We start from the raw sequence: 24,320 nt of genomic DNA on the forward strand, positions 1-24,320 counted from the left end.
GTCACATCCGGAAGACGCCGTAGCCGATGGGGTCGAGGGGGGCGTTCGCCGCCGCGGAGAGGGCGAGGCCGAGGACGGTGCGGGTGTCGAGAGGGTCGACCACGCCGTCGTCCCAGATCCGCGCCGTGGAGTAGTAGGGGTTGCCCTGCTCCTCGTACCGCTCGCGGATCGCGCGCTTGAACTCCGCCTCGTCGTCGCCGCCGGGACGCACGGTGGCCAGCACGTTGGCCGCCTGCTCGCCGCCCATGACCGAGATGCGGGCGTTCGGCCACATCCACAGGAAGCGCGGCGAGTACGCCCGTCCGGCCATCGCGTAGTTGCCGGCGCCGAAGGACCCGCCGATGACCACGGTGAGCTTGGGCACCCGGGCGCAGGAGACGGCGGTGACCATCTTGGCGCCGTGCTTGGCGATGCCGCCGGACTCGTAGGCGCGGCCGACCATGAACCCGCTGATGTTCTGCAGGAAGAGCAGCGGGATCCCGCGCTGGTCGCACAGCTCGATGAAGTGGGCGCCCTTCAGCGCCGACTCGCTGAACAGGATGCCGTTGTTGGCGATGACGCCGACCGGGTGGCCGTGGATGTGCGCGAAGCCGGTCACCAGCGTGGGGCCGTACTCGGCCTTGAACTCCAGGAACCGGCTGCCGTCGACGATGCGGCCGATGACCTCGCGGACGTCGTAGGGCGTGCGGGTGTCGGCGGGCACGATGCCGTACAGGTCACGGGGGTCGTGCAGCGGCTCCTCCGTCCGTCCCCGCTCCCAGGGGCTCGGCGCCCTGGGCGCGAGCGTGGCGACGATGTCGCGGACGATCGACAGCGCGTGGGCGTCGTCCTCGGCGAGGTGGTCGGTAACCCCGCTGACCCGGGCGTGCACGTCGCCGCCGCCGAGCTCCTCGGCGGTGACCTCCTCGCCGGTGGCGGCCTTCACCAGCGGCGGGCCGCCCAGGAAGATCGTGCCCTGGTTCCTGACGATGACGGCCTCGTCGCTCATGGCCGGCACGTACGCGCCGCCGGCGGTGCAGGAGCCGAGCACGGCGGCGATCTGCGGGATGCCGCGCCGCGACATGGTGGCCTGGTTGTAGAAGATCCGCCCGAAGTGCTCGCGGTCGGGGAAGACCTCGTCCTGCAGGGGCAGGAACGCGCCGCCGGAGTCCACCAGGTACACGCACGGCAGGTGGTTGTGGAGGGCGACCTCCTGGGCGCGCAGGTGCTTCTTGACGGTGATCGGGTAGTAGGTGCCGCCCTTGACGGTCGCGTCGTTGGCGACGATCACGCATTCCCTGCCGCTCACCCGTCCGACCCCGGTGATGATCCCGGCGGCGGGCGCCTCGTCGCCGTACAGCCCGGTGGCGGCCAGCGGCGAGAGCTCCAGGAAGCGGGAAGCGGGGTCGAGGAGGGTGCCGACGCGGTCGCGGGGCAGGAGCTTGCCGCGCTCGACGTGCCGCGCACGGGACCGCTCGGGCCCGCCGAGGGCCGCGACGGCCAGGCGCTCGCGCAGCTCGGCGGCCAGATTCTCGTTGACCTCCGCGTTGCGCTTGAACTCCTCGCCGTCCGGGCCCACCGCCGTCCGGAGGACAGGGGCCATGGTGCGCACCTCCCAGGGGTTAACGTCCACTAACACCGCCTCGGATGTTAGTCATCATTAACCGATTCGTCTACCATTGCCGGTCATGACCGTTGTGCGGAGTCCTACCCGCGTTCCGAGTCCTCGCCGCAGGGAGATCCTGGACGCCGCGGCGACCCTGTTCGCCGCCAGGGGCTTCCACGGGGTATCCATCGAGGAGATCGGCGGAGCGGTCGGCATCTCGGGCCCCGCGCTCTATCGCCACTTCAGCGGCAAGGAGTCCCTGCTCTCGGAGATGCTGCTGGACATCAGCGAGCGGCTGCGCACCTCGGCGGTGGAACGCGCCACCCGGGCCGCCGACGGGGAGCAGGCCCTGGACGCTCTGCTGGCCGGGCAGATCGACTTCGCGCTCGACCATCCCGCGCTGATCACGGTGCACGACCGCGAGCTCGGCAACGTCCCCGAGCCGGCCCGGCGGCGGATCCGGCGGCTCCAGCGGCTCTACGTCGAGGAATGGGTCACCGTGCTGACCGAGCTGTACCCGGACGCGCCCCCGCCGAGGCTGCGGGCGGCGACCCATGCCATCTTCGGGCTGTTGAACTCCACCCCGCACAGCGCCGGGGAGCTTCCCCGGGACGCCATGGCCGCACTCCTGCACCGCATGGCCCGCGCCGCGCTCGCCGATCTCGTTAACGACCACTAACGCCCGTGGGGGCCGCGCCCCGATCTACATGGACCGCCGGCCGGTCGGGCCCCGTCCCGGCCGGCCGCGCCTTTCCGTGGCGGCATACGACTCTTCCGCGGCATACGCCCTCCCTACACGGTGAGCCGTAATCTCCCCCATGTCCGAATTGGGGCTTGTCTTGCCAACTATCTAGATATATCGTCAACGTATCTAGATAGTTGGAAGATCGGTGATATGGACGCTTCGAACTTCACGGGGCCGCCGGGCGCCTCGCACGGGCCGCACTTCGCGCCGCGGGTGCGGCGGGGGGAAGTCCGAGCGGCCCTGCTGTCTCTGCTGAACGAGGGATCCCGCAACGGGTACCAGATGATCCAGGAGATCCAGCACCGCAGCCACGGCGTCTGGCGGCCCAGCCCCGGGTCGGTGTACCCGGCGCTCCAGCAGTTGGAGGACGAGGGGCTGGTCACGGGCGAGGAGTCCGGCGGCAGCCGCACCTACGCCCTCACCGACCAGGGCCGGCGGTACGTCACCACCCGCTCGCTCGGCGACCCCTGGTCGGAGGTGGCGCGGACGCTGCCCGAGGACATGATGGAACTGCGGATGCTGTGGGGTCAGCTGAGCGAGGCCTTCGGCCAGCTCACCCAGGTCGCCAACCCCAGGCAGGTGGCGGCGGCGCGCAAGCTGCTCAAGAACACCAGAAGGTCCGTCTTCGCGATCCTCGCCGACGACGCCGACGACAGGGACGAGGAGGAAAAGGAACAATGACGACAAGCGAGGAGCCCGCCGTCGCCGTACGGGGGCTGAAGAAGAACTACGGCGACGTCGAGGCCGTGAAAGGCATCGACTTCGAGGTCCGGCCCGGGGAGGTCTTCGGGTTCCTCGGGCCGAACGGCGCCGGCAAGACCACCACGATCAGCATGCTGTGCACGCTCTCCAGGCCGACGGGCGGGAGCGCGTCCGTCGCCGGGCACGACGTGGTCAAGGAGCGGGACGAGGTCCGGCGCAACATCGGCCTGGTGTTCCAGGATCCGACCCTGGACGGCTACCTGTCGGCCGAGCAGAACCTGCGCTTCCACGCCGAACTGTACGGCGTGCCGAAGGAGGTGGTCGGCGAGCGCATCAGGCAGGTCATGGAGATGGTCGCGCTGTGGGACCGCAAGGACGCCAAGGTGATGACGTTCTCCGGAGGCATGAAGCGCCGGCTGGAGATCGCCCGCGGCCTCCTCCACTCGCCGAGGGTGCTGTTCCTGGACGAGCCCACGGTCGGCCTGGACCCGCAGACCCGGTCCGCCATCTGGGGATATATCAACAAGTTGCGTCACACCGAGGACATCACGATCTTCATGACGACGCACTACATGGATGAGGCCGAGTACTGCGACCGCATCGCGATCATCGACCACGGCGAGATCGTCGTCATCGACTCCCCCGAGGCCCTGAAGGCCAGCGTCGGCAAGGACCGCGTGCAGATCCAGACCGCTGACGACCAGACGGCGATCACCGCGCTCGCGGAGCGGTTCGGCCTCGACGCGGCCGTCCGGGAGGGCGTGGTGACCTTCGCCGTCGCCTCCGGGGAGGAGTTCGTGCCCCGCCTGTTCGCCGATCTGGGCGTGCCGATCCGCTCGGTGCACGTGTCGCGGCCGTCGCTCGACGACGTCTTCATGAACTACACCGGTTCCACCATCCGCGACGCCGAGGGCGAGAGCGGCGCGTCGGCGTGGATGCGCGCCAGGGCGAGGAGGTAGACGATGACCACTGGCATCACCGCTCCCGGCGTGGTCGGGGTGCGCGTCCCCGGACGCAGCGTGCGGCACGACATCCGGGCGATCAAGATAGTGCTCCACCGCGAGATGCTGCGGTTCGTCAACGACCGCACCCGCATGGTCTCCACGCTGGTGCAGCCCGTGCTGTGGCTGTTCGTCATGGGCACCGGCCTCAGCACGCTGGTGTCACGCGGGCCGAGCCAGGGCGTGGACTTCCGCACCTTCATGTACCCCGGCGTGATCGCCATGACGGTGATCACGACGGCGATGTTCTCGGCGGGCTCGATCGTGTGGGACCGGGAGTTCGGGTTCCTGCGCGAGATGCTGGTCGCCCCGGTCGGCCGCGCATCGATCGTGATCGGCAAGTGCCTGGGCGGCGGCATCGTGGCGACGGCGCAGGGGATCATCATCCTGGCCCTCGCGGGCCTGGTCCACGTGCCCTACTCCCCCACCCTGATCATCACGCTGCTCGGCGAGATGTTCCTCGCGTCGTTCGCCATCACCGCGTTCGGCGTGAGCCTGGCCGCCCGGATGAAGAACATGCAGACCTTCTTCGGCATCATGCAGATGGCGATCATGCCGATGATCTTCCTCTCCGGCGCGATGTTCCCGCTGTCGAACCTGCCCGCGTGGCTGTCCTTCCTGACGAAGATCAACCCTCTGACGTACGCGGTCGACCCGATGCGGCACGCGGTCTTCACCCACCTGGACGTCAGCCCGCAGGCCGTCGAGGCGCTCAACCCCGGCGTCCACTGGTACGCCTGGCACGTCCCGGTCGCCGCCGAACTCGGCATCGTGGCACTCATGGGCATCGCCCTGCTCGGCGTCGCGATCGCCCAGTTCCGCCGCACCGACTAGACCGGCGCCGGCGAGCGAACGGCCCGGGAGCGTCCGCTCCCGGGCCGTCGTAACCTCGCGGCTCGTCACCTCGCGGCGGTCACCGCTCGTGCTCTCGCTACCTCTTCACGCGGACGTAGTCGACCCGGCTGGACGAGGCGTTGGTCTCGTCGTCGCCCTTGAAGGTGATCTTCCAGTAGCCCGAGTGCCAGGCCTTGACCTTCGCGTAGAACGCGCCGGCGCTGCTGGTCTTCACCGTCTTGACGTACTCCCACTTGGAGTGGCCGGCCTGCTTGAAGTACAGGGCCACCTTCACGTGGTCGTAGGCGACCCAGTGATCGCCGTCCCAGACCTGCAGCTTGCCCTTGCTCTTGACGTACTTGCCGTACTTCACGGGCTCGGGGTAGGCGTTGTACCTGATGATGCGGGTGTCGGCGGGTTCCACGACCTCCTGCACCGTGACGTGCACGGCGCGGCTGCTGGTGCCCTCGACCCCGGGCTCGCCGCGGAACACGGCCCGGAACCAGCCGGACTGCTCCGCCTCGGTGCCGATGTAGAACCGGCCGCCGCGGTCGGTCCAGTCGTGTCCGACGACGTGCCACGAGCTCGAACCGTCGGCCTTGAACAGCAGGTCGACCTTCTTGCCCCCGGAGCCGTCCCAGCCGTGGGAGGTGTCCACGTCCAGGCGCCCGCGCGCCGACAGCCTGTCACCCTGGTCGGCCGGGTCGGGAGTCACGTCGAAGCCGGTGATCCGGCTGACGGTGGTTCGCGTGCGCACGTCCACCTGGTCGCTGTCGCTGACCGACTTCAGGGCCACGCTGGAACCGTCGTACTCGGCCCGCCACCAGCCGCTGCGCTCGGCCTTGACGCCGACCGAGAACCGGCCTCTCCAGTCGGTGTGATCCGAGGCCACCCGCTCGTAACCCGAGCTGCCCTCGGCACGGAAGGCGATGAAGATCTTCTGGCCCCTGTACGCCTTCCACCCGCCGGTGCTGTTGATCAGCAGCCGGCCCTGGAGGGTCAGCGTGTCACCCTTGTCGATCGGCTCCGGCGAGGCGCCGAACCCGGCGAGGTCGGTCTCCCAGACCTGCTTGACCAGGAAGTCCTTGTCGGCCTTACCGGTACCGACGGCGCTGCTCGCCTTCGCGGTGACGTTCCACCTGCCCGGGGCGTCGGAGCGGGTGAAGGTGCGCGTGCCCTGCCACTGCTGCTTGCCGTCGGCGTCGCCGACCTTCTTGGCCTCGACGTCGACCGTCGAACCGTCGGGGCGCTTGAGCGTGAACCCTCCGGTGGTCGCCCCGTCGACGGCGAACTTCAGCGTGACCTGCTTGCCGTCCTTGCCGTCGACGACGACCGGGCTCGGGCTCACCTCCACCGATGAGACGGTGGGTGCCGCTTGCGCTACCGCCGTCGCCGAGGCGGGCGTGGCGACCAGAGCCAAGGCTCCGGTCCCCATCGCCATCGCCATGACGACAGCGCGGATGCGTTGTAACACGGGTATCCGTCCTTCCCGATGCTTAAACGCGGCTTGAGGGTGCCACGTCCATTCCTTTGTAGTAGACGGCTCCCGGTGGCCAGTGGTTGGTGTGTCTGACAAACCGTCATTGAACTCAGTCAAATAGAACGGTCCAGCCGGACAGTGAGGCAGTCTCGGCAAGCCACAGGACGCGACCCGGTTCATGGCGACATAATCGGCCTTGTGGCCCGCGACACAGTAGAGACGCACTTCACCGACTCGGTCGCCGCGATGATCCCGGGGAGCCGCCGTGATCCCGGCCTTCCCGTGCGACCCGGCACGACCCTGACCGGTGCCCGATGTCGCGAGCTCTTCGAGATCCAGCTCGCCAGCCGGCTGCTCGACATCGCCGCCCGCTGGCTGCGCGAGCAGGGCGAGGGCTTCTACACGATCGGCTCGGCGGGCCACGAGGGCAACGCGGCGGTGGCCGCGGCCCTGCGCGTCACCGATCCCGCGCTCCTGCACTACCGGTCGGGGGCGTTCTACCTGGCCCGCTCGGCACAGGCCGGCCGGCTCGCCGAAGAGGGTCTGCGCGACGTGCTGCTCGGCCTCACGGCCGCGGCCGAGGAGCCCATCGCCGGCGGGCGCCACAAGGTCTTCGGCCACCCCGACCTGGCGATCATCCCGCAGACCTCCACGATCGCGAGCCACCTGCCGAGGGCGGTCGGCGTGGCGTTCGCCATCGAGCGGGCCCGCAAGCTCGGCGTCTCAGGCGCCGCCTGGCCGGAGGGCTCGATCGCGGTGTGCAGCTTCGGCGACGCGTCGGCCAACCACGCCAGCGCCCTCACCGGGTTCAACACGGCCGCCTACTGCGCCTACCAGGGTCTGCCCCTGCCCATCCTGTTCGTCTGCGAGGACAACGGCATCGGCATCAGCGTGCGCACGCCTCCGGGGTGGATCGAGGCCTCCGGCCACCCCCTCATCCCGAGGTTCCGCGCCGACGGCTGCGACCTGCCCGAGGCGTACGACGCGGCGTGCCAGGCCGTAGAGCACGTGCGCACCCGGCGGTCACCGGCGTTCCTGCACCTGCGCACCGTCCGCCTGATGGGACACGCCGGCTCCGACGTCGAGTCGGCGTACCGCGCTCCGCGGGAGATCGCCGCCGACCTGGAACGCGATCCGCTGCTCGCCACGGCGAGGTCGCTGGTGGAGGCCGGGCTGGTGATGCCCGACGAGCTGCTCGGGCGCTACGAGACGATCCGCGAGCACGTGCTGAAGCTCGCGCTGGAGTCCACCCGGCGGCCCAGGCTGCGCTCGGCGCGCGAGATCATGGAGCCCCTCGCCCCCCGCCGTCCCGCCCAGGTCGCTGCGCAGGTGGCGCGGCAGGCGGCCGACCGGGGCGAGCTGTTCGGCGACACCCCGCCCGAGCGGGAAGGGTCCCTCACGCTCGCCCAGTCGATCAACCGCACGCTCGCCGACCTCATGGGCGCCCACCCCGAGATGATGCTGTTCGGCGAGGACGTGGCCCGCAAGGGCGGGGTGTACGGCGTGACGCGCGGGCTGCTCAAGCGCTTCGGCGCCGGCCGGGTGTTCGACACCCTCCTCGACGAGCAGGCGCTGCTCGGCCTCGCCCTCGGCTCGGCGAACTCCGGCCTGCTGCCGGTCCCCGAGATCCAGTACCTGGCCTACCTGCACAACGCGCTGGACCAGCTCCGCGGCGAGGCGGCGACACTGCGGTTCTTCTCCCAGGGGGCCTACCGCAACCCGATGGTCGTGCGGGTGCCCGGGTACGCCTACCAGAAGGGCTTCGGCGGCCATTTCCACAACGACAACTCCGTCGCGGCCCTGCGCGACATCCCGGGGCTGGTGGTCGCCTCGCCCGCCCGGCCCGACGACGCCGCCGCGATGCTGCGCACCTGCGTCGCCGCCGCCAAGGCCGACGGCGAGGTCTGCGTGTTCCTGGAGCCGATAGCGCTCTACAACACCCGCGACCTGATGGACGACGGCGACAACGGCTGGCTCACCCCGTACGTGCCGCCTTCGCGGTGGGCGGAGACCCACGTCCCGATCGGCAAAGCTCGCGCCTACGGCGACGGCCGGGACCTCACCATCGTGACGTTCGGCAACGGCCTGCGCATGAGCCTGCGGGCGGCGATCAGGCTCACCGCCGAGGGGCACGGCTGCCGCGTCCTCGACCTGCGCTGGCTGTCGCCGCTCCCCGTGGACGATCTGCTCCGCGCGGCCGACCTGACCGGCAAGGTCCTGATCGCGGACGAGACCCGCGGCACGGGAGGCGTGTCGGAGGGGGTGATCGCGGCGCTGGCCGACAGCGGGTTCGCCGGCCGGGTCGCGCGGGTCACCTCCCGGGACAGTTTCGTCCCACTGGGCGACGCCGCCGCGCACGTCCTGCTCTCCGAGGCCGACATCGAGGAGGCCGCCCGCAAGCTCCTCGGCTGAGCCCGCCGCGGCGCGGCGGTCACGGGTACCGGGCCGTCACGGGTGGCCGGGCCGTCACGGGTGGCGGCCGGTGAGGGCCAGCGTGCGGGTCTGGGAGTCGGCGTCGTCCGGCACGGGGACGGGCTCGGCGAACATGCCGCTTCCCGCGAGCGCCTCCTTCATCGGGGACAGGTAGTCGTACACCGCGCTCATCAGCCCCGGGTCGATGCGGTCGTCGACGCCGAGGCCGCGGGCCAGGTCCCAGGCGTGGACGGCGAGGTCGCTGGTCATCTCCATGCAGTAGCGCCGGGCGCCGACCGTGCCGTAGGAGAGGTGGACGTCCCGGTCGAGCGCTCCCGGCGCTGCCAGCGCCCGCTGGGCCGCGACGCCGGCCTCCGTCCAGCTGCGCACGGGGTCGTCGCCGAGCCGGTCCCCGTCGAAGCGGTCGCCGACGCTCTCCACCGTCTCCCCGGCGAGCAGCGGCGGCACCCACAGTTGCTCGACGACCAGGTGGTTGACCAGATCGCGGACGCTCCAGTCCGAGCACGGCGTCCGGGCGTCCCACCGGTCGTCATCGATCATCGCCACCCGGAGACCGAACTCGTCCATCGCGATGGCGTGCAGTTCCAGCACACGATCCTCCATACGCCGGACGTACCCGAAATGCCGGGCTCATCCCGCCGGATGGGATCAGAGCCAGTCGCGGCGCTTGAAGATCAGGTACAGCGTGCCGCAGACCGCCGCCATGAGCGCCACGGCGAACGGATAGCCGTAGATCCAGCCCAGCTCGGGCATGTGGGTGAAGTTCATCCCGTAGATCGTGCCGACGAGGGTGGGGGCGAACAGGATGGCCGCCCAGGAGGAGATCTTCTTGACCTCCTCGCTCTGGGCGTAGCTCGCCTGGGTGACGTTCTTCATCTCCTCGTTCTGCGCCTGGCTCACCAGCGTCGAGTTCACGATGAGGATGTCCTGGAGCATCTGGCGGAAGTTGTCCACCCGCTCCACCACCGTGATGGCGTGGTCGGCCACGTCGCGCAGGTAGCGCTGGAGCTCCCCGTCGACGCCGTACTTCAAGGAGCCCGCGATCAGGTTGTTCAGCATCTCGAGCAGCGGCCGGGTCGCCCGCTGGAACTCGATCACCTCGCGCGACAGCGCGTAGATACGCCGCGGCGCCGCCGGGTCGCCACCGAAGACCTGCACCTCGATCTCGTCGATGTCCTTCTGCAGGCCGGCGACGACCGGCGCGTAGCCGTCGACCACGGCGTCCAAGATGGCGTAGAGCACCGCCTGCGGCCCCTGGCGCAGCAGGTCGGGGTCGTTCTCCATCCGGCGCCGGACCTTGCTCAGATCCGGCGCCTCGCTGTGACGCACGGTCAGCACGAAGTCGGGACCGACGAAGACGTGCAACTCGCCGAACTCCACCTTCTCCGGCGAGTCGAGATACTGCGCGGCCCGCAGGACCAGGAACAGCGTCTCGCCGTACCGGTCGGCCTTCGGCCGCTGGTGGGCGACGATGGCGTCCTCGACGGCCAGCTCGTGCAGGCCGAACTCCTCGGCGACCTTGAGGATCTCCGACTCCGCCGGGCGGTACAGGCCGATCCACGCCATGCTCCCCTGCCGGGAGCGCAGGGCCGCCACGGCCTCGGCCAGCGACGGCGGAGTGTCGACGCGCCGGCCGTCCACGTAGACGGCGTTGTCGATCACGCTCTGCCGCCGCAAGGAGGAATCGGCCTCCTGGGAACGGGGATCCATGGAGTGCTCAGGGGCGACCTCCCGATCGCCCGCCCGCGCCGGCACGCGCATCAGATCTCTCAGCCCTCGCACACGACGATCGGACACCGGACACCTCCCCTGGACGATCGGAGCGGCCGCGGATACGACCCGATAGTCCCGCCCGTGTCAGACCCTAACCCGATATGGGGGAATCGCTCCGCAGGTACTCGTCCAACTGGCGGCGCGCCCGATCGCGGACCCTCCGGCGCAGGGCCGGCGTCCAGCCCACCAGCACTCCCGTGGGCCTGCCCAGCGCCATCTTCGACCAGTGACGGAAATCGAAGTCGTCGTGGTGGCGGATGATCAGCCCGTCCTCGAAACGGAACTGCGCGTCGACCTCGCTCACCACCCGCCTGCCGTTGTGCTGCAGGACGTACCGGGCCGTCCAGTGGGCCGCGCCCGAATGGTTGTCCGCCGTGATGTCACGCGCCGCCACCTGCAGTTCCGCGCTGGACTCCAGCAGCATGCGCCACATGCCCACCACGCGCTCGCGGCCTTCCAGCTCCAGGTAGACGGGATCGCCGAAGCTGATCTCGGGGTGATAGCACCGCGCGAGGGCTTCGATGTCACCACGTGCGAGAGCGTCGAAGAACTCGCGGATCACCTGCTGATGCTCGCCGCCCCGTGACGCCGATGTACGGGAGTTTGGCACTCCCCCAGCTTAGGGCCGTTTTCCCAGAACACGGGCCCCGTTGTGCCAGCAGACCGCCCGAAGCCAGTCGGCGCCGAGGTCCAGTCGCGCCAGGCCGTGCAACTGGTGGGCGTACGGGTAGGGGATCGTCGGGAAGTCCGAACCCAGCACGACCTTGCCGGCCAGCCCGAGGTCGCGCAGCAGCGGCTTGTGCCGCGCCGGGAACGGCGCCACGGCGTCGGCGAAATCGGTGAACGCCATCGTTGTGTCCAGGCTCACGTTGGGATAGCGGACGGCCAGGTCGAGGAACTCGTCGTACTCCGGCATGCCGAGATGGGCCACCACCACGGCGAGCCGCGGGTGGGCCTTCAGGACGCCGGCGATGGGCTCGGGACCGGTACACCTGCCCGGCACCGGCATCGAGGAGGCGTGCACCACCACCGCCACCCCGGCCTCGGCCAGCAGGCCCCAGACCGCGTCGATCTCCGGATCGCGCGGGTCGAACGCCCCGACCTGCAGATGCACCTTGAACACGCGCGCGCCCGCGTCGAGCGCGGAGCGGACGTAGTCCAGCACGCCGGGCTCGGGGAAGAACGTGGCCGAGGGCGCGCACTCCGGGGTCACGCGGGCGAAGTCCAGCGTCCAGTCGTTGAGGCTCTGCGCCATGCCGGGTTTGTGGGCGTAGGCGAGGGCCGTGAAGTGCCGCACGCCGATCTCGCGCAGCCGCTCGACCCGTTCCTCTCGGGGCAGGCGGTAGCGGATGTCCCAGCCCGGGCCGACCAGTGGCCCGCCGTTGTCGAAGTGATGCCAGACGCGCCGCTCCATCCTGTCCGGGAGGAAGTGCACGTGCACGTCCACCAGGCCCGGCAGCCCGAGCGCCTCGGTCCAGCCCCGGACGTCGGCATCCTCCCTCGGAACCTGGCCCGGGCGATCCACCCCCACCGACCCGGCGCCGTCAGTCCGCACAGAACTCACCCCATCAACCCCCATCGATCCCACCCGATCGCCTCTCACCGGCACGACCCCCCACGACGGGTGCGGGAGGACTGCATCCGGGACGGCGTCCTTCATACACCTGCGACCGCTGAGCGGTCGAGAACGCCTCCCGCGGCCCTCCGTCGCGGGACACGTCCCGCCGCCGCTCAGGGTACGGAAATTCCACGTAGCATCGAATCGAATCTTGTTCTGGCCGGACACGGCACACCCTGCTCACCGGTCGTGCGACGCTAGGTCCGCGCGTTCTCGCCCGCGCGCCCGCCCGATGCGCACCCGACGGAGGTGGACCCTGCAGACGCTCAGCGGTCTCTGGGCACGGCTGACCACCGTGCAACCGGAGCCGCCCACGTGGATCACGGCCCTGGCCGCGCTCATCGCCCTCGGCGTGGTCGTCTACCCCAGGTCCTGGCACATTTCCCGAGGCCTGATCACGGTCGCGCACGAAGGAGGCCACGCGCTCGTCGCGCTGCTCACCCGGCGCAAGCTCCAGGGCATTCGCCTGCACTCCGACACCTCCGGCGTCACCCTGACCCGAGGACGCCCCACCGGGCCCGGCATGATCTTCACGGCGGCCGCCGGGTACGTCGCGCCCTCACTGCTCGGGCTCGGCGCCGCCTGGCTCACCGCCCTCGGCTACGTCACGATCCTGCTCTGGACGATCCTGCTGCTGCTCGCCTGCATGCTGCTGATGATCCGCAACGTGTTCGGCGTGATCTCGCTGCTCACCATCGGCGGGGCCGTGTTCGTGCTGTCGGGGTTCGCCCCGGCGGACGTGCAGGCCGTGGGCGCGCAGCTCGCCGCCTGGTTCCTGCTCCTCGGAGGCGTCCGGCCGATCCTGGAGCTGCGCGGCAAGCGCCGGCGCGGCAGAGCCCCCGACTCCGACGCCGACCAGCTCGCGCGACTGACCCCGTTCCCTGGCGGCTTCTTCGTCTTCCTCTTCCTACTGATCTCCGGCGCCGCCCTGATCATCGGCGGCTACCTGCTAACCCCCACGGAAGTACTGGACCTGTTCCACCCCGCCTGACCCCGACTCACCACCGTGAAGGCGACCAGGACGTCCCGACGGGGACGCCGTTCAGGCTGGACGCCGCCCCAGGCGCGGACGCCGTACAGACGGGAACGCCGTTTAGGCGAGACGCCGCCCAGACCGGGGACGCCGTTCAGGCGAGACGCCGCCCAGACCGGGGACGCCGCTCAGGCGGGGACGGCCACGGACAGGCTCGAGCCGAAGCGCTGCTTGACCACTTTGAGCTGCGCGGGAACGCGGGCGCGCAGCTCCCCCACATGGCTGACGATGCCGACGGCCCGGCCGCCGTCCCGCAGCTCGTCGAGGATGTCCAGCACGCCGTCGAGGGTGTCCTCGTCCAGGGTGCCGAAGCCCTCGTCGATGAAGAGCGTGCCGAGCTCCACCCCGCCGGCCTCGGCGGTCACCACGTCGGCCAGCGCCAGCGCGAGAGCCAGCGACGCCATGAACGCCTCCCCGCCCGACAGCGTCACCGGATCGCGGTCGGCGCCGGTCCAGCCGTCGAGCACGCGCAGCCCGAGGCCGCCGCCGGAGCGCTTACGGTCGGCCGCCGACTTGCGCACGTCGTACAGCAGGCTGTAGCGACCCGCCGACATGTGGTCGAGCCGCTGGTTGGCCGCGTCCACGACCTGCCGCAACCGCTCTCCGAGCACGTACGACGACAGCCGCATGTCGAGCGTGTTGTCCGGGGAGGTGCCGACGGCGAGCTCCGCGAGCCGCTTGGCCAGGCGGTAGCGGTCCTCCGCCGGCCGCCACTCCGCCAGGGCCGCTTCGAGATCGGTGGCGAGCCCGCGCAGCTGGTCACGCCGGGCCGCGGCCTGGTCGCGCGCGGAGCCCCGTACGGCATGCCCCCGCTCGGCCCTCTCGAAGGCCTCGGCCAGCGCCGCCAGATCGGGAACGGACATGGCCGCCGCCGCGACCAGCTGCGGATCGGCCAGCAGCGCGGCCACGGCGGCACGCTCGGCGTCCAGCTCGCGCAGCCGCTCGGCCATGGAGTCGCGAGCCGCCGCGGTCCGCGTGGCCGCCCGTACATCGGCCATGCCGGAGAACCCGGCGTCCACCGCGGCGCTCTCGGCCCGGGCCAGGGCGGCGTTCCGCTCCGCGCCAGCAGCCCGCGCGAGCCTCGCGGTCTCGGCGGCTTCACGCAGGAGCCCCGCCTCATCTGTAAGTCGCTCGAGGCGGGCGGCGAGCGTGGCGTCCGGGCCTCTGGCCTCGTCCAGGCGTGCCGCCAGCTGCTCGGCGTCGGCGGCGAGGCCCGTCTGCCCGGCCCGCTCAGCGGCGATCTCCAGCCCGATGCGCGTGGCCCGCTCGCCGAGCTCGGCGATCTCGCTGTCGATGCGCCCGGCCGCCTCCACCAGAGCGGCCTCCCCACCCGCGACCTCCCGCAGCTCCGCCAGAGCCACCTCCGCCCCCCGAAGAGCCTCCTCAGCCTCCGCAAGGCTCAGCTCGATCTCGTCCCGGCCCTCCCCGACCCCCTCCGAGATCAGCCCACCCCTACCGACTCCCTCAGCACCTTCCGCGATCGCCCCGACCCCACCCGCTTCTCCCCCGGCAAGTCCTTCTGCCGGACCGGCGTCACCGAGATCTCCATGGGGGTTCTGGACGACCGGCCCAGACGCGGTGGCCGGCCCTTCGGTGTGCGGCGCGTGGGTGCGCCGGGCGGCGGCGCGGGACTCCTCGTAGGCGGCGGCCGCCTCACCGGTGCGCGTGGCCGCCTGGAGGGCGGCCACCAGGAGCCCCGCCTCCTCTGTGAGGCGGTCATGACGAGCGGTCACGCTGTCATCGCCATCGCGGGCCGCGTCGAGGACGGCCGCGAGATGGTCCAGTTCCTCCCGCAGCCCGGTGTGCTGGGCACGGTGCTCCGCGGTCAGCAGGTCGAGCTCGTGCGCCTGGCCCGCCAGGGCTTCGAGAGCGTCCTGGGCGCGCCGGGCCTCCTCCTCCAGGCCGGGTGCCCGCGCGGCCACTTCGCGAAGGCGGGCCAGCTCGGCCTCCGCCTCATCGTGCCCGGCCAGCGCGGCCTCGACCGGCAGGCCCTCAGCCCGGACGGTCGCCTCTTCCAGCTGGGAGGAGAGCACCGCGACCCTGCCCTCGGCGGCCTGGCGCGCCTCCTGCGCCGCGTCCGACAGCGCCTGCGCCGCCTGCTCGTCGTCGACCGCGGGCGTGGAGCTCGCGGGCGACGCGGGCGCGGGATGGTCGGCGGAACCGCACACCGCGCACGGCTCTCCGGGGACCAGGCCCCGGGCCAGCTCGGCCGCCATGCCGTCGATGCGGGCCTGCCTGATCGACTGGAGACGGTCACGCAGTTCCTGCGCCTCGTCGACGGCTCGGCGGCGCTCGCCGTCGGCGGCCTCCAGCTCCACGGTCAGGGCGTCCCGGCGCCGCGCCTGATCCAGCAGTACGACGGCCGCCTGGCAGGCGGCCTCGGCCGCCGGGATCAGCCCCGCCTCCGCCTTCACCTCCGCGAGCCGCCCCAGGGTCTCCTCCAGGCGGCCGGGCAGCTCCGCCCGCGTGTCCGCCAGGGCCGCCTCGCGCTGGGCCAGATCTGTCAGCCGGTCGTCGAGGGCATCGAGTTTCTCGCGGAGCTCGGCGAACCGTGCCTCGTCGGCCCTGCGCAGCTCCAGCCCGGCCAGCTCGTCGCGATGCGCGCGTTCGAGCCCGGCGAGCCGGTCGCGTACCTCCCGCACGACCTTCTGGACCTCGGCTGCGGACCGGCCCGGCGACGCGTCCCCCTCCATGAACGGGGACAGCGCACGGGCCAGGCGGACACTCAGAGACGCGGAAGCCTCGGGGAACCCCGCCCCGGACGAACCGGCAGGCGAGAGCGAGGGCAGGAGCTGGGGCGCGGAGGCATCCAAGGATGCGGGGGCGGAGAGGGCTGCGGATAGGGAGGCGGGGAGGTCGGCGACAGTGCGGAGCAGGTCGCGCCCGGCCGTCGCGAGTTTGTCCGCGAGGGCGTCGCGACGGCGTACCGCGCCGAGATCGCGGGTGGCGTTCGCCACGGCGGCCCGCGCGGCGGGCAGGCCGGAGGCGGCCAGGCGTGCCCGCGCCAGGCGCTCGCCGGTCTGCCGGCGCAGTTCGGGCAGCACGGCGAGCCTTTCGCCGGCCTGCGCCTCCTGCGCGGTGAGGGCCGCGAGACGCTTCCCCGACAGCGCGAGCCGCTCGCGTACGCGCGCCAGCCGCGTCTCTTCGGGACGGAGCTGCTCCAGCCGGACGATCTCGTCGCGGCGGTCACGCTCCAGCTCCGCCAACCGCTCGGCATCGGCCTCGCCCGCCGACCGCGCGGCACCGCCCTCTCCCGACCACTCGAGACGAGGCTCCCCCGGGCTGGCTTCTCCCGCCGCCCGCTCGGGACCGGGCTCGCCTGTCGGTCGGTCGGGGCCGGATGCCTCCGGAGTCCCCTCCGGGGTGGGCCGGTGGGGGCCCGGTGACCGGGCCGGCAGGTTGGAGGGGGACGCGCGCCGCGAGCCGGTGGGTTGGCCGATGAACGGGAGCGCCCGGGCCATGGCGTCGGCGGCGAGACGCTCGTCCTTGGCGGCGGCCTCCGCGCGCTGCTCGGCCTGCTGGACGAGCGGCAGCACCCGGTCGGCGCGGGCCGCTTCGGCGAGGATTGCCTCCAGGTCGGACCGCTCGTCGGCGGTCCTGTCGAGAGCGTCGCGGCGTGCCGCCGCCTCGGCGTGGGCGCGCTGCCGCTGAGCCAGCTCGCGGGCGCTCTCGAGCTCCACCCGGGCCGATCGGAGCGTCACCTCGCTCGCCGCCTGGGCCTCCGCCTCCGCGGCGAACGCCTGGCCGGCGACCGCGAGCAGAGCACGTGCCCACTCCAGCGGCTCCTCCCGCGGGTCAGGGGCGGAAGGCCCCGGGCCGGGCGCATCGCGGCCGGGAGTGCCGAGGTCGCCCCGGCCGGAGGTACCCAGGTAACCCCCACCGGGAGTGCCGAGATCGCCCTCGGCCGGGGTGACGAGGTTGTCCCGGCCGGCGGTGCCAGGGGCGTCCTGGCCTGGTGCGTCGGCGTTGTCGCCGGGGGGTGACAGGGAAGTGAGGAGGGTCGGGCCGGCGGCGCCGCGCATGTGGTCGACAACGGAGTCGACCCGGTGGCGGAGCTCCTGGCGCTCCTGCCCGGCGCCGGTGCGGTGCTCGGACAGCCAGCGTTCGACATCGCTGTAGATCTTGACGGAGAAGAGCTTCTCCAGCAGCTTGCGGCGCTCGTCGCCGTCGGCCCGCAGGAAACGCGCGAAGTCGCCCTGGGGAAGCATCGCGACCTGGCAGAACTGGTCGGCGTTCATGCCGAGCAGCCCGCCGACGAGGTCGCCGGTCTCGTCGGCCCTGCCGGACAGGAACACCGGGTCCCCGGAGGGAGGAAGCTCCTCCAGCAGGACCTTGGCCTTCTCCTCGATGAGGCCCTCGCCCCTGAGCTTGGGCCGGTGCCAGACGGGCGATCGGGTGATGCGCAGCCGCCTGCCGCGCAGGGTGACCTCGAGGACGACGACGGGCCCGCGGCCGGCCGGGGCGTGGTCGCAGCGCAGGCGTCGGGCGCTGTTGCGCTGGCCTGGCACCTGGCCGTAGAGGGCGTAGCACACGGCGTCGAGCACGGTGGTCTTCCCCGCGCCCGTCGGCCCGTGGACAAGGAAGAGACCCGCCTCGCCGAGGACGTCGAAGTCGACCTCCTCGTCCCCGGGAAAGGATCCGAACGCCGTCAGCCGCAGCCGGTGCAACCTCATCTGGGGCGCCCTCCGCTCGTCCCGCGATCACGACCACCACTCTGGCAGGAGGCCATCAGGCGAGGGCCTCCTTCGCCCTGCAGGCTTCGACGGCCTCCCGCAGGAGGCGCCTCTCGTCGTCGTCCGCCGGCTCGCCACGCACCTCGCGGATGAAGTCGAGCGCCACCTCGATCTCGGGGCGGCCCGACAGCCGCGGCGCCCGGGGGGCGTCCTGTGCGGTGAGCTCGGGCGCGAAGGCGAGGGCGAGGGTGTGGGGGAAACGCCGGCGCAGGCTCTCCATCGCGCCCTTCGGCCGCACGGGGTCGGTGAGGGTCACCTGGAGCCAGTGGTCCTCGAACCCCGCCCACCGCTCGGAGGAAAGGAGATCGGCGAGCCGCCCGCTGACGCGGGCGATCGGGCGGGGCACGGGGGCCGGCACGAACTCGGCCCCGTCGTGCCCGCCGGGGCCGATGTCGACGAGCCAGGAGCCCTTCACGTGGTTCGCCTCGGAGAAGGAGTACGCGATCGGCGACCCGGAGTAGCGCACGGACTCGCTCATGCGCTGCCGGCCGTGCAGGTGGCCGAGGGCCGCGTAGTCGACGCCGGCGAAGGCGGTGAGCGGCACGTGGGCGACGCCTCCCACGCTGATGTCGCGCTCGCTGTCGCTGCCCTGCCCTCCGGTGACGAAGGCGTGGGCGAGCACGACCGATCGCGTGCCGCGGCCCGCCAGGTCGTCGCGGATCAGGGTCATGGCGTGCTCGATCGCGGCCGAGTGGCTGCGCTCGGGCAGCTCCCACGGCGCGCGGACGACCTCGGGCTCGAGATACGGGATGCCGTAGAAGGCGACGTCGTCGACGACGACCGGCTCGGCGACGCGCGCGGGGTCGGTGCGCAGGTGGACGCCGGCCGCGTCGATCAGGTCGGCGCCGAAGCCCAGCCTGCGCGGGGAGTCGTGGTTGCCGCTGATCAGGATGGTGCGGACCCGCTCGGCGACGAGCCGGCGCAGCGTCTCGTTGCACAGCGCCACCGCGTCGACCGGGGGAAGCGCGCGATCGTAGACGTCACCGGCGACGACCACGACGTCGACGCGCTCCGACCGGATCGTCTCGACCAGGTGGTCGACGAAGGCGGCCTGGGCGTCGATCAGGCTCTCGCGGTGGAAGGCCCGGCCCAGGTGCCAGTCGGAGGTGTGCATCACACGCATGTCGCAGGAAGCTAACAGGTCTCACCGACAAACATGGCCCCACCCGCACCATCGTTCCTCCCACGTGACTTAACCTGATGCTCGGACGTCGTATTCAGGGCGGAAAGCCCGCGTATCAATGGACATGCGCGCCGGGAGCGAAGCGCTGTGCACGGTCACAGGGCGACGGCCCGCGACGAGCCGCCCGACGAGGAGGTGGCGTGAGCGACCGGAGCCGGCTGAGCGTGGCGACCGGGGTCCTGCTCGGGGTCCTGGCGATGGTGGGCTATGTGCTGTCCCCGCCGTCCTTCGATCCCCCGCGGCTGAGCGAGAGCGCGAGCGTCCAGGCGCTGCCCGCGCAGACCGCGGCCGAGTACCGCCCGGTCCCGCACAACGCCGCCATCGACGTCCAGGACGTCTCCGTCCCGGTCAAGGGCACCACGCTGACGGCGACGATCAGGTCGCCGCGCACGCCCGGCCGTCACCCCGCGCTGGTCTTCGTCCAGGGCTCGGGCAGCGGCGACCGGGGCGAGTTCACCACGCAGGCCACCTGGCTGGCCAGGGCCGGGGTGGTGACGCTCACCTACGACAAGCGCACCGTCGGGTACGACTTCCGCCACCGTGACTTCGGCCTGCTCGCCGACGACGCGCTGCGCATGATCCAGGCGCTTCGGCAGCGCGCCGACGTCGATCCGCTGCGCGCGGGCCTGTGGGGCGTGAGCGAGGGCACCTGGGTGACTCCCATCGCGGCGGCCAGGAGCCTGGACGTCGGGTTCGCCGTGCTGGTCTCCGCCCCCGTCGTCACGCCGTTACGGCAGGTCGCGTGGGCGCTGAACGAGCAGCTGGAACGCCTGCACGCCCCGACCGGCGTCCGCCAGCTGCTGACCAAGGCGATGGGCGGTGTCGGCTTCGACTTCCTGCGCTATGACAGCGTCCCCGAGCTGAGGCAGGTCAGGCAGCCGGTCCTGGCGCTGTACGGCACGATGGACCCCTCCATCCCGTTCGTGGAGAGCACCCAGAAGCTCACCTCCGCGCTGGACGCCGCGCACAACACCGACTACACGATCCGCTTCCTCGGCGGGGCCGACCATGCGATGCGGGTCAACGGCGGGCCGTTCGCCCACGGGTATCTCGAGACGCTCGCCAACTGGGTGCTCGGGCTGCCGGGCACGGCTCGCCCGCCGGCCGGGGCGCAGATCGCGGGCGCGACGCCAGTGCAGCGGTACGAGGCGGCCGACGTGCCGAAGGCCCCCTGGTACGCGCGCACCGCGATCCTGGGCTTCGCGCTGACGCTCACAGCCGTCGGTTACGTCGCGGCCCCGGTCACCGAGATGGTCGTACGGCTGCGCGGCCGTGACGTGATCGCCTCGATGCGGCCGGACCTGTGGCCGGGGATCCGCCGCCGCCTGCGCCGGATGGCCTGGACGGGCGTGGGGCTGCTCGCCGCCGTGCTGGCGTTCATCACGCTCATCGTGCTGTTCTCGGTGAACCAGGCGGGAGCGTGGCCCGCGGTGCTCTCCGGATGGCTCGTGGTCCGGGTGCTCGCCATCCTCATGCTGGTGCAGGAGGTCACGACCGTGGCGGCCGTCGCCACCGCCCTGCGGGACGGCTGGAAGCCGGGGCGCTGGCAGAGCTTCACGGTGGCCGCCGTACTGGGCGGCACGGGCCTGCTCATGATCACCGCGGCGTACTACGGGCTGTTCGGCATTCCGTGGTGACCGCCGGCACCTAACCGTACATATCCGTACGACTCGGCGTCCGTTCCCGGTGCGTTCACGTCCCCGTCGGCCGCGGGGAATACATTGCCCCTTTTAGTGAGGTGGAACGGGGAATGGGGCGGCGTTGCCGGACACGAGCAAGCCACAGAGCACGGCCGCGGTCATCGGCTGGACGGCTCTGTCCGCCCTCCTGCCGGGCTCCGCGCACCTGCGCGCCGGTCACCGCCGCACCGGATTCCTGCTGCTCGGCGGGTACGTCCTGGCGGCCGCGGCCCTCGGCGTCGTGGCGCTCACGGCGGACGCCGGTCTCGCCGGGCGCCTGCTCGACCCCGCCTGGTTGCGCGGGATCGTGGTCGTGGCGATCCTCACGGGCCTCGCCTGGTTCGCCCTGCTGGTCCGCTCGTATGTGATCCTGCGGCCCGGCCGGCTGTCCCAGGCGGGCCAGATCGTCTCCGGCGTCCTCACCGGGGCGCTGGCGGTCATCGTGGCGGCGCCGTTCGTCGTCGTCGCCCAGTACGCGATGGTGTCGGGGGCGACGCTGGACAGCGTCTTCGACGCCCCGGTCGCCGTGGCGGCCGCCCCCACCGCCGGAGCCGCGCCCGCCGACCCGTGGGCGGGCAGGCCCCGGGTGAACGTCCTGCTCCTCGGGGGCGACTGGCAGCCCGACCGCGTCGGCGTGCGCACCGACAGCATCAACGTGGCCAGCGTGGACGTGCACACGGGCGACACCGTGCTGCTCAGCCTGCCGCGCAATCTGGAGAACGTCCGCTTCCCGCCGGGGAGCCCGCTGCGCCGCAGGTTCCCGGCCGGGTTCCGCCTGCCGGCCAACCCCGACGGGTCCCGCGAGGACCTGCTGTTCGCGGTGTGGGAGTACGCCGAGAGCCACCCGGAGCTGTTCGGAGGGCGCACCGGCATGGGGCCGGAGACGCTGAAGCAGACCATCGGCTACACGCTGGGCCTGGAGATCGACTGGTACGCCCTGGTCAACATGTGGGGACTGGCCCGGATCATCGACGCTCTCGGCGGTCTCACCCTCACCGTGCCGACCGACGTGGTGTTCGGCAAGCGCAACGAGGGCCTCGTCAAGGCGGGCACCCGCAAGCTGCGCGGAGCGGACGCGATGTGGTTCGCCCGCTCGCGCACCTTCAGCGACGACTACACCCGCATGGGCCGCCAGCGGTGCGTGCTCGACGCCCTCCTGCACCAGGCGGACCCGGCCACCGTGCTGGTGAGGTTCAACCAGCTGGCCAGGGCGTCCAAGGGCATGTTCCGCACCGACATCCCCCGGCCCATGCTGGAGCACCTGGTCCCGCTCGCCCTCAAGGTGCGCGATGCTCACGTGACCGGGGTGCAGTTCGTGCCACCCCTGATCAGCACCGGGAACCCGGACTGGGCGCGGATCCGCGTGCTCAGCGCCAAGGCCGTCCGCGACTCCGCCTCCGGCCCCGCGGCCACGCCGTCGGCGTCATCCCCGGCCACGGCGGCGTCCCCATCGGCCACGCCGACCGCGACGTCATCCTCTCAGGCCTCGCCCGCCAAGTCCGGCTCGCGCGGCGAGGGCATCTGCGGCGCCTGACCGTCGGGCGGGTGGGCGGCAGGGGGCTGTCCCCTCGCCCGCTCACGGTTTGGTAACGGTAGCGCTTCAGTTACATGACGTAGTCGAGTGACTACGGTAAGTCTTTCACGTGTGTCTGCCCCCCGTGACGCGGTCGTGCTGAGAGCCGTCTGCGACGATGCGTCCTTCCCGTTCCCTCATCCGCGCTCCGGGTGGCCTGTTAAGAGCGTTGTTCCGGCAGCCTGTGCGGATCCCGCCACCGGGCACCGCCGGGCTCTGGACGGCCCCACAGGGCCCGCCGGGCCCGTCCACCGGCATGGATCACTCCACCTCAGGACGCCTCACCGGCAACGCCGACAATCCCGACAAGGAGAGCGCAGTGTCCAACGCGGAAGCCAGTTCGGGCATCACCGTAACGGGTATCGACGACAGGTACGGCGCGCTGTGCCAAGGGTTCAACCAGCGCTGGACCTCCCATCCCGACTACATCAAGGTCGTGCGTTCGACCTCTGAGGTCGTCGGAGCCCTGAACGAAGCGTTGAACAGCGGCCGTACCCGCGTCACCGTCCGCTCGGGCGGCCACTGCTACGAGAACTTCGTGGCCAACCCCGGCGTCCAGGTGATCATCGATATGGGCCAGATGGACCGCGTCCACCACGACCCCGCCATGGGGGCGTACTGCGTGGAGGCCGGGTCGACCAACTGGCACAACTACACCCGCCTTTACCGCGAGTCCGGCCGCACCCTGCCCGCCGGGTCCTGCTACTCGATCGGCGCGGGCGGCCACATCTGCGGCGGCGGGTACGGCCTGCTGTCCCGCCGGCACGGCCTCACGGTCGACTACCTGTACGCCGTCGAGGTCGTCGTGGTGCGCCGCGAGCCGCGCGGCGACTACCAGGCCGAAGCGGTGATCGCGCGCAGGGACGACGACGGGGACCTTCGCGACCTGTGGTGGGCGCACACCGGTGGCGGCGGCGGCAACTTCGGGGTGGTCACCCGCTACTGGTTCAAGGATCTGCCGCGGCCTCCCATGAACGTGTGGCTGAGCGCCATCGCCTGGCCCTGGGAGGACATGACCTACGACCGTTTCGCCCGGCTCACCGGGAACTTCGCACGGTTCTGCGCCGAGAACAGCCATCCGGGCAGCGAATACGCCGGCCTGTTCTCCCTGCTGAAGCTCACCCACCGGGCCGCCGGCAAGATCGGGCTCATCACCCAGATCGACGCCACCAACCCCGCGGCCGGGCGCGACCGGCTCGACGCGTTCCTCGCTCAGGTGGAGGACGGCGTCGGCCTCCCGCGCACCACGCTCGACGTGCGGATGGGCGAGCATCCCCAGATGGGTGAGATGCACGCCGAACCACGCCTGGTGCCCTGGATCCAGGCGACGCAGACGCTCAACGGCTCGGGCGCCAACCAGCGCGGCAAGTACAAATCCGCCTATATGCGCAAACCGTTCCCTGACGACCAGATCAAGGCCATATGGAACTTCCTGTCCGGCACGCGCGACGGCACCGACGTCCCAGGCAACGACTACGACAACACCGAGTACGCAAACCCTGAGGCGCTGATCCAGGTCGACACCTACGGATGCCGGATCAACGCCGTGGGGGCGCACGAGACGGCCGTGGCGCAACGCGACTCGATCATGAAGCTGCAGTACCAGACCTACTGGACCGACCCCGCCGAGGACGACGTCCACGAGCGCTGGATACGCGAGCTCTACCGCAGGGTCTACCACGCGTCCGGCGGCGTCCCCGTGCCCGCCGCGACCGACGGCGCGGTCGACCCCGACGCGGTCACGGACGGCTGCTACATCAACTACCCCGACCGCGACCTCGGCAGCGACGAGTGGAACACCTCCAAGGTGCCCTGGTACCGCCTCTACTACGGCGACAACTACGAGCGCCTGCTGAAGGCCAAGCGCACCTGGGACCCGCACAACATCTTCCAGCACGACCAGTCGATCCGGTGAGGTCCCGCCTCCCGCCCGCTCGCGCCTCGAGCG

General features: G+C 71.5%; 17 protein-coding genes. 9 read left to right on the top strand and 8 right to left on the bottom strand.

The window, feature by feature from the left end:
• Position 1: 1 nt before the first annotated feature.
• On the bottom strand, positions 2–1,582 hold the full coding sequence (locus MYF83_RS23240; RefSeq protein WP_248962738.1) for a carboxyl transferase domain-containing protein: 1,581 nt from the start codon (positions 1,580–1,582) through the stop codon (positions 2–4).
• A gap of 85 nt (positions 1,583–1,667) precedes the next feature.
• Between MYF83_RS23240 and MYF83_RS23245 the strand changes: the two genes are divergently transcribed.
• The 4 genes from MYF83_RS23245 (at position 1,668) to MYF83_RS23260 (ending at position 4,867) form a co-directional block, all read left to right on the top strand.
• Entirely contained in the window at positions 1,668–2,264 is a 597-nt protein-coding gene (locus MYF83_RS23245; protein WP_248962739.1) for an SACE_7040 family transcriptional regulator, read from the top strand.
• A 216-nt stretch (positions 2,265–2,480) separates the two neighbouring features.
• Positions 2,481–3,011 (top strand): PadR family transcriptional regulator, encoded by a 531-nt coding sequence (locus tag MYF83_RS23250; protein WP_248962740.1) that lies wholly within the window; start codon positions 2,481–2,483, stop codon positions 3,009–3,011.
• On the top strand, positions 3,008–3,991 hold the full coding sequence (locus tag MYF83_RS23255) for an ATP-binding cassette domain-containing protein (protein WP_248962741.1): 984 nt from the start codon (positions 3,008–3,010) through the stop codon (positions 3,989–3,991). The genes MYF83_RS23250 and MYF83_RS23255 overlap by 4 nt, the downstream gene beginning before the upstream one ends.
• Before the next feature lie 3 nt (positions 3,992–3,994).
• The gene (locus tag MYF83_RS23260) at positions 3,995–4,867 is read left to right on the top strand and encodes an ABC transporter permease (RefSeq protein WP_248962742.1); all 873 of its coding nucleotides are present in this window, start codon (positions 3,995–3,997) and stop codon (positions 4,865–4,867) included.
• A 97-nt stretch (positions 4,868–4,964) separates the two neighbouring features.
• On the opposite strand, the gene MYF83_RS23265 is transcribed toward MYF83_RS23260, so the two are convergent.
• A complete protein-coding gene (locus tag MYF83_RS23265; RefSeq protein WP_248962743.1) occupies positions 4,965–6,341 on the bottom strand; it encodes a hypothetical protein in 1,377 nt (458 codons plus the stop codon).
• 204 nt (positions 6,342–6,545) lie between these two features.
• Here MYF83_RS23265 and MYF83_RS23270 point away from each other — a divergent pair, with 204 nt between their 5' ends.
• Positions 6,546–8,759 carry a thiamine pyrophosphate-dependent enzyme gene (locus MYF83_RS23270; protein WP_248962744.1) on the top strand — a complete coding sequence of 738 codons (2,214 nt, stop codon included), beginning with the start codon at positions 6,546–6,548 and terminating at the stop codon, positions 8,757–8,759.
• Positions 8,760–8,813: 54 nt separating this feature from the next.
• Here MYF83_RS23270 and MYF83_RS23275 read toward each other — a convergent pair whose 3' ends face one another.
• The 4 genes from MYF83_RS23275 to MYF83_RS23290 form a co-directional block, all read right to left on the bottom strand.
• The gene (locus tag MYF83_RS23275; RefSeq protein WP_308201491.1) at positions 8,814–9,371 is read right to left on the bottom strand and encodes a TIGR03086 family metal-binding protein; all 558 of its coding nucleotides are present in this window, start codon (positions 9,369–9,371) and stop codon (positions 8,814–8,816) included.
• Positions 9,372–9,428: 57 nt separating this feature from the next.
• Complete coding sequence (locus MYF83_RS23280; RefSeq protein WP_248962746.1) at positions 9,429–10,577, bottom strand: magnesium and cobalt transport protein CorA; 1,149 nt, start codon at positions 10,575–10,577, stop codon at positions 9,429–9,431.
• Between the two features lie 67 nt (positions 10,578–10,644).
• Positions 10,645–11,115 (bottom strand): nuclear transport factor 2 family protein, encoded by a 471-nt coding sequence (locus MYF83_RS23285; protein ID WP_248962747.1) that lies wholly within the window; start codon positions 11,113–11,115, stop codon positions 10,645–10,647.
• 57 nt (positions 11,116–11,172) lie between these two features.
• A complete protein-coding gene (locus MYF83_RS23290) occupies positions 11,173–12,108 on the bottom strand; it encodes an amidohydrolase family protein (protein ID WP_308201492.1) in 936 nt (311 codons plus the stop codon).
• Positions 12,109–12,403: 295 nt separating this feature from the next.
• Here MYF83_RS23290 and MYF83_RS23295 point away from each other — a divergent pair, with 295 nt between their 5' ends.
• Entirely contained in the window at positions 12,404–13,162 is a 759-nt protein-coding gene (locus MYF83_RS23295) for a M50 family metallopeptidase (RefSeq protein ID WP_248962748.1), read from the top strand.
• Between the two features lie 170 nt (positions 13,163–13,332).
• On the opposite strand, the gene MYF83_RS42965 is transcribed toward MYF83_RS23295, so the two are convergent.
• Both MYF83_RS42965 and MYF83_RS23310 read right to left on the bottom strand, forming a co-directional pair.
• Positions 13,333–17,877 (bottom strand): AAA family ATPase, encoded by a 4,545-nt coding sequence (locus MYF83_RS42965; RefSeq protein ID WP_279339926.1) that lies wholly within the window; start codon positions 17,875–17,877, stop codon positions 13,333–13,335.
• Between the two features lie 55 nt (positions 17,878–17,932).
• Complete coding sequence (locus MYF83_RS23310; protein WP_248962749.1) at positions 17,933–19,060, bottom strand: exonuclease SbcCD subunit D; 1,128 nt, start codon at positions 19,058–19,060, stop codon at positions 17,933–17,935.
• A gap of 200 nt (positions 19,061–19,260) precedes the next feature.
• On the opposite strand from MYF83_RS23310, the gene MYF83_RS23315 reads away from it, so the two are divergent.
• The 3 genes from MYF83_RS23315 (at position 19,261) to MYF83_RS23325 (ending at position 24,287) form a co-directional block, all read left to right on the top strand.
• Entirely contained in the window at positions 19,261–20,757 is a 1,497-nt protein-coding gene (locus MYF83_RS23315; RefSeq protein WP_248962750.1) for an alpha/beta hydrolase family protein, read from the top strand.
• Positions 20,758–20,881: 124 nt separating this feature from the next.
• The gene (locus MYF83_RS23320; protein ID WP_248962751.1) at positions 20,882–22,333 is read left to right on the top strand and encodes an LCP family protein; all 1,452 of its coding nucleotides are present in this window, start codon (positions 20,882–20,884) and stop codon (positions 22,331–22,333) included.
• A gap of 358 nt (positions 22,334–22,691) precedes the next feature.
• Positions 22,692–24,287: an FAD-binding oxidoreductase gene (locus tag MYF83_RS23325; protein WP_248962752.1), complete on the top strand. Its 1,596-nt coding sequence runs from the start codon at positions 22,692–22,694 to the stop codon at positions 24,285–24,287.
• Positions 24,288–24,320: the final 33 nt, after the last annotated feature.

The organism is Sphaerisporangium perillae (assembly GCF_023276435.1).
GTDB classification, from domain to species: Bacteria; Actinomycetota; Actinomycetes; order Streptosporangiales; family Streptosporangiaceae; genus Sphaerisporangium; species Sphaerisporangium perillae.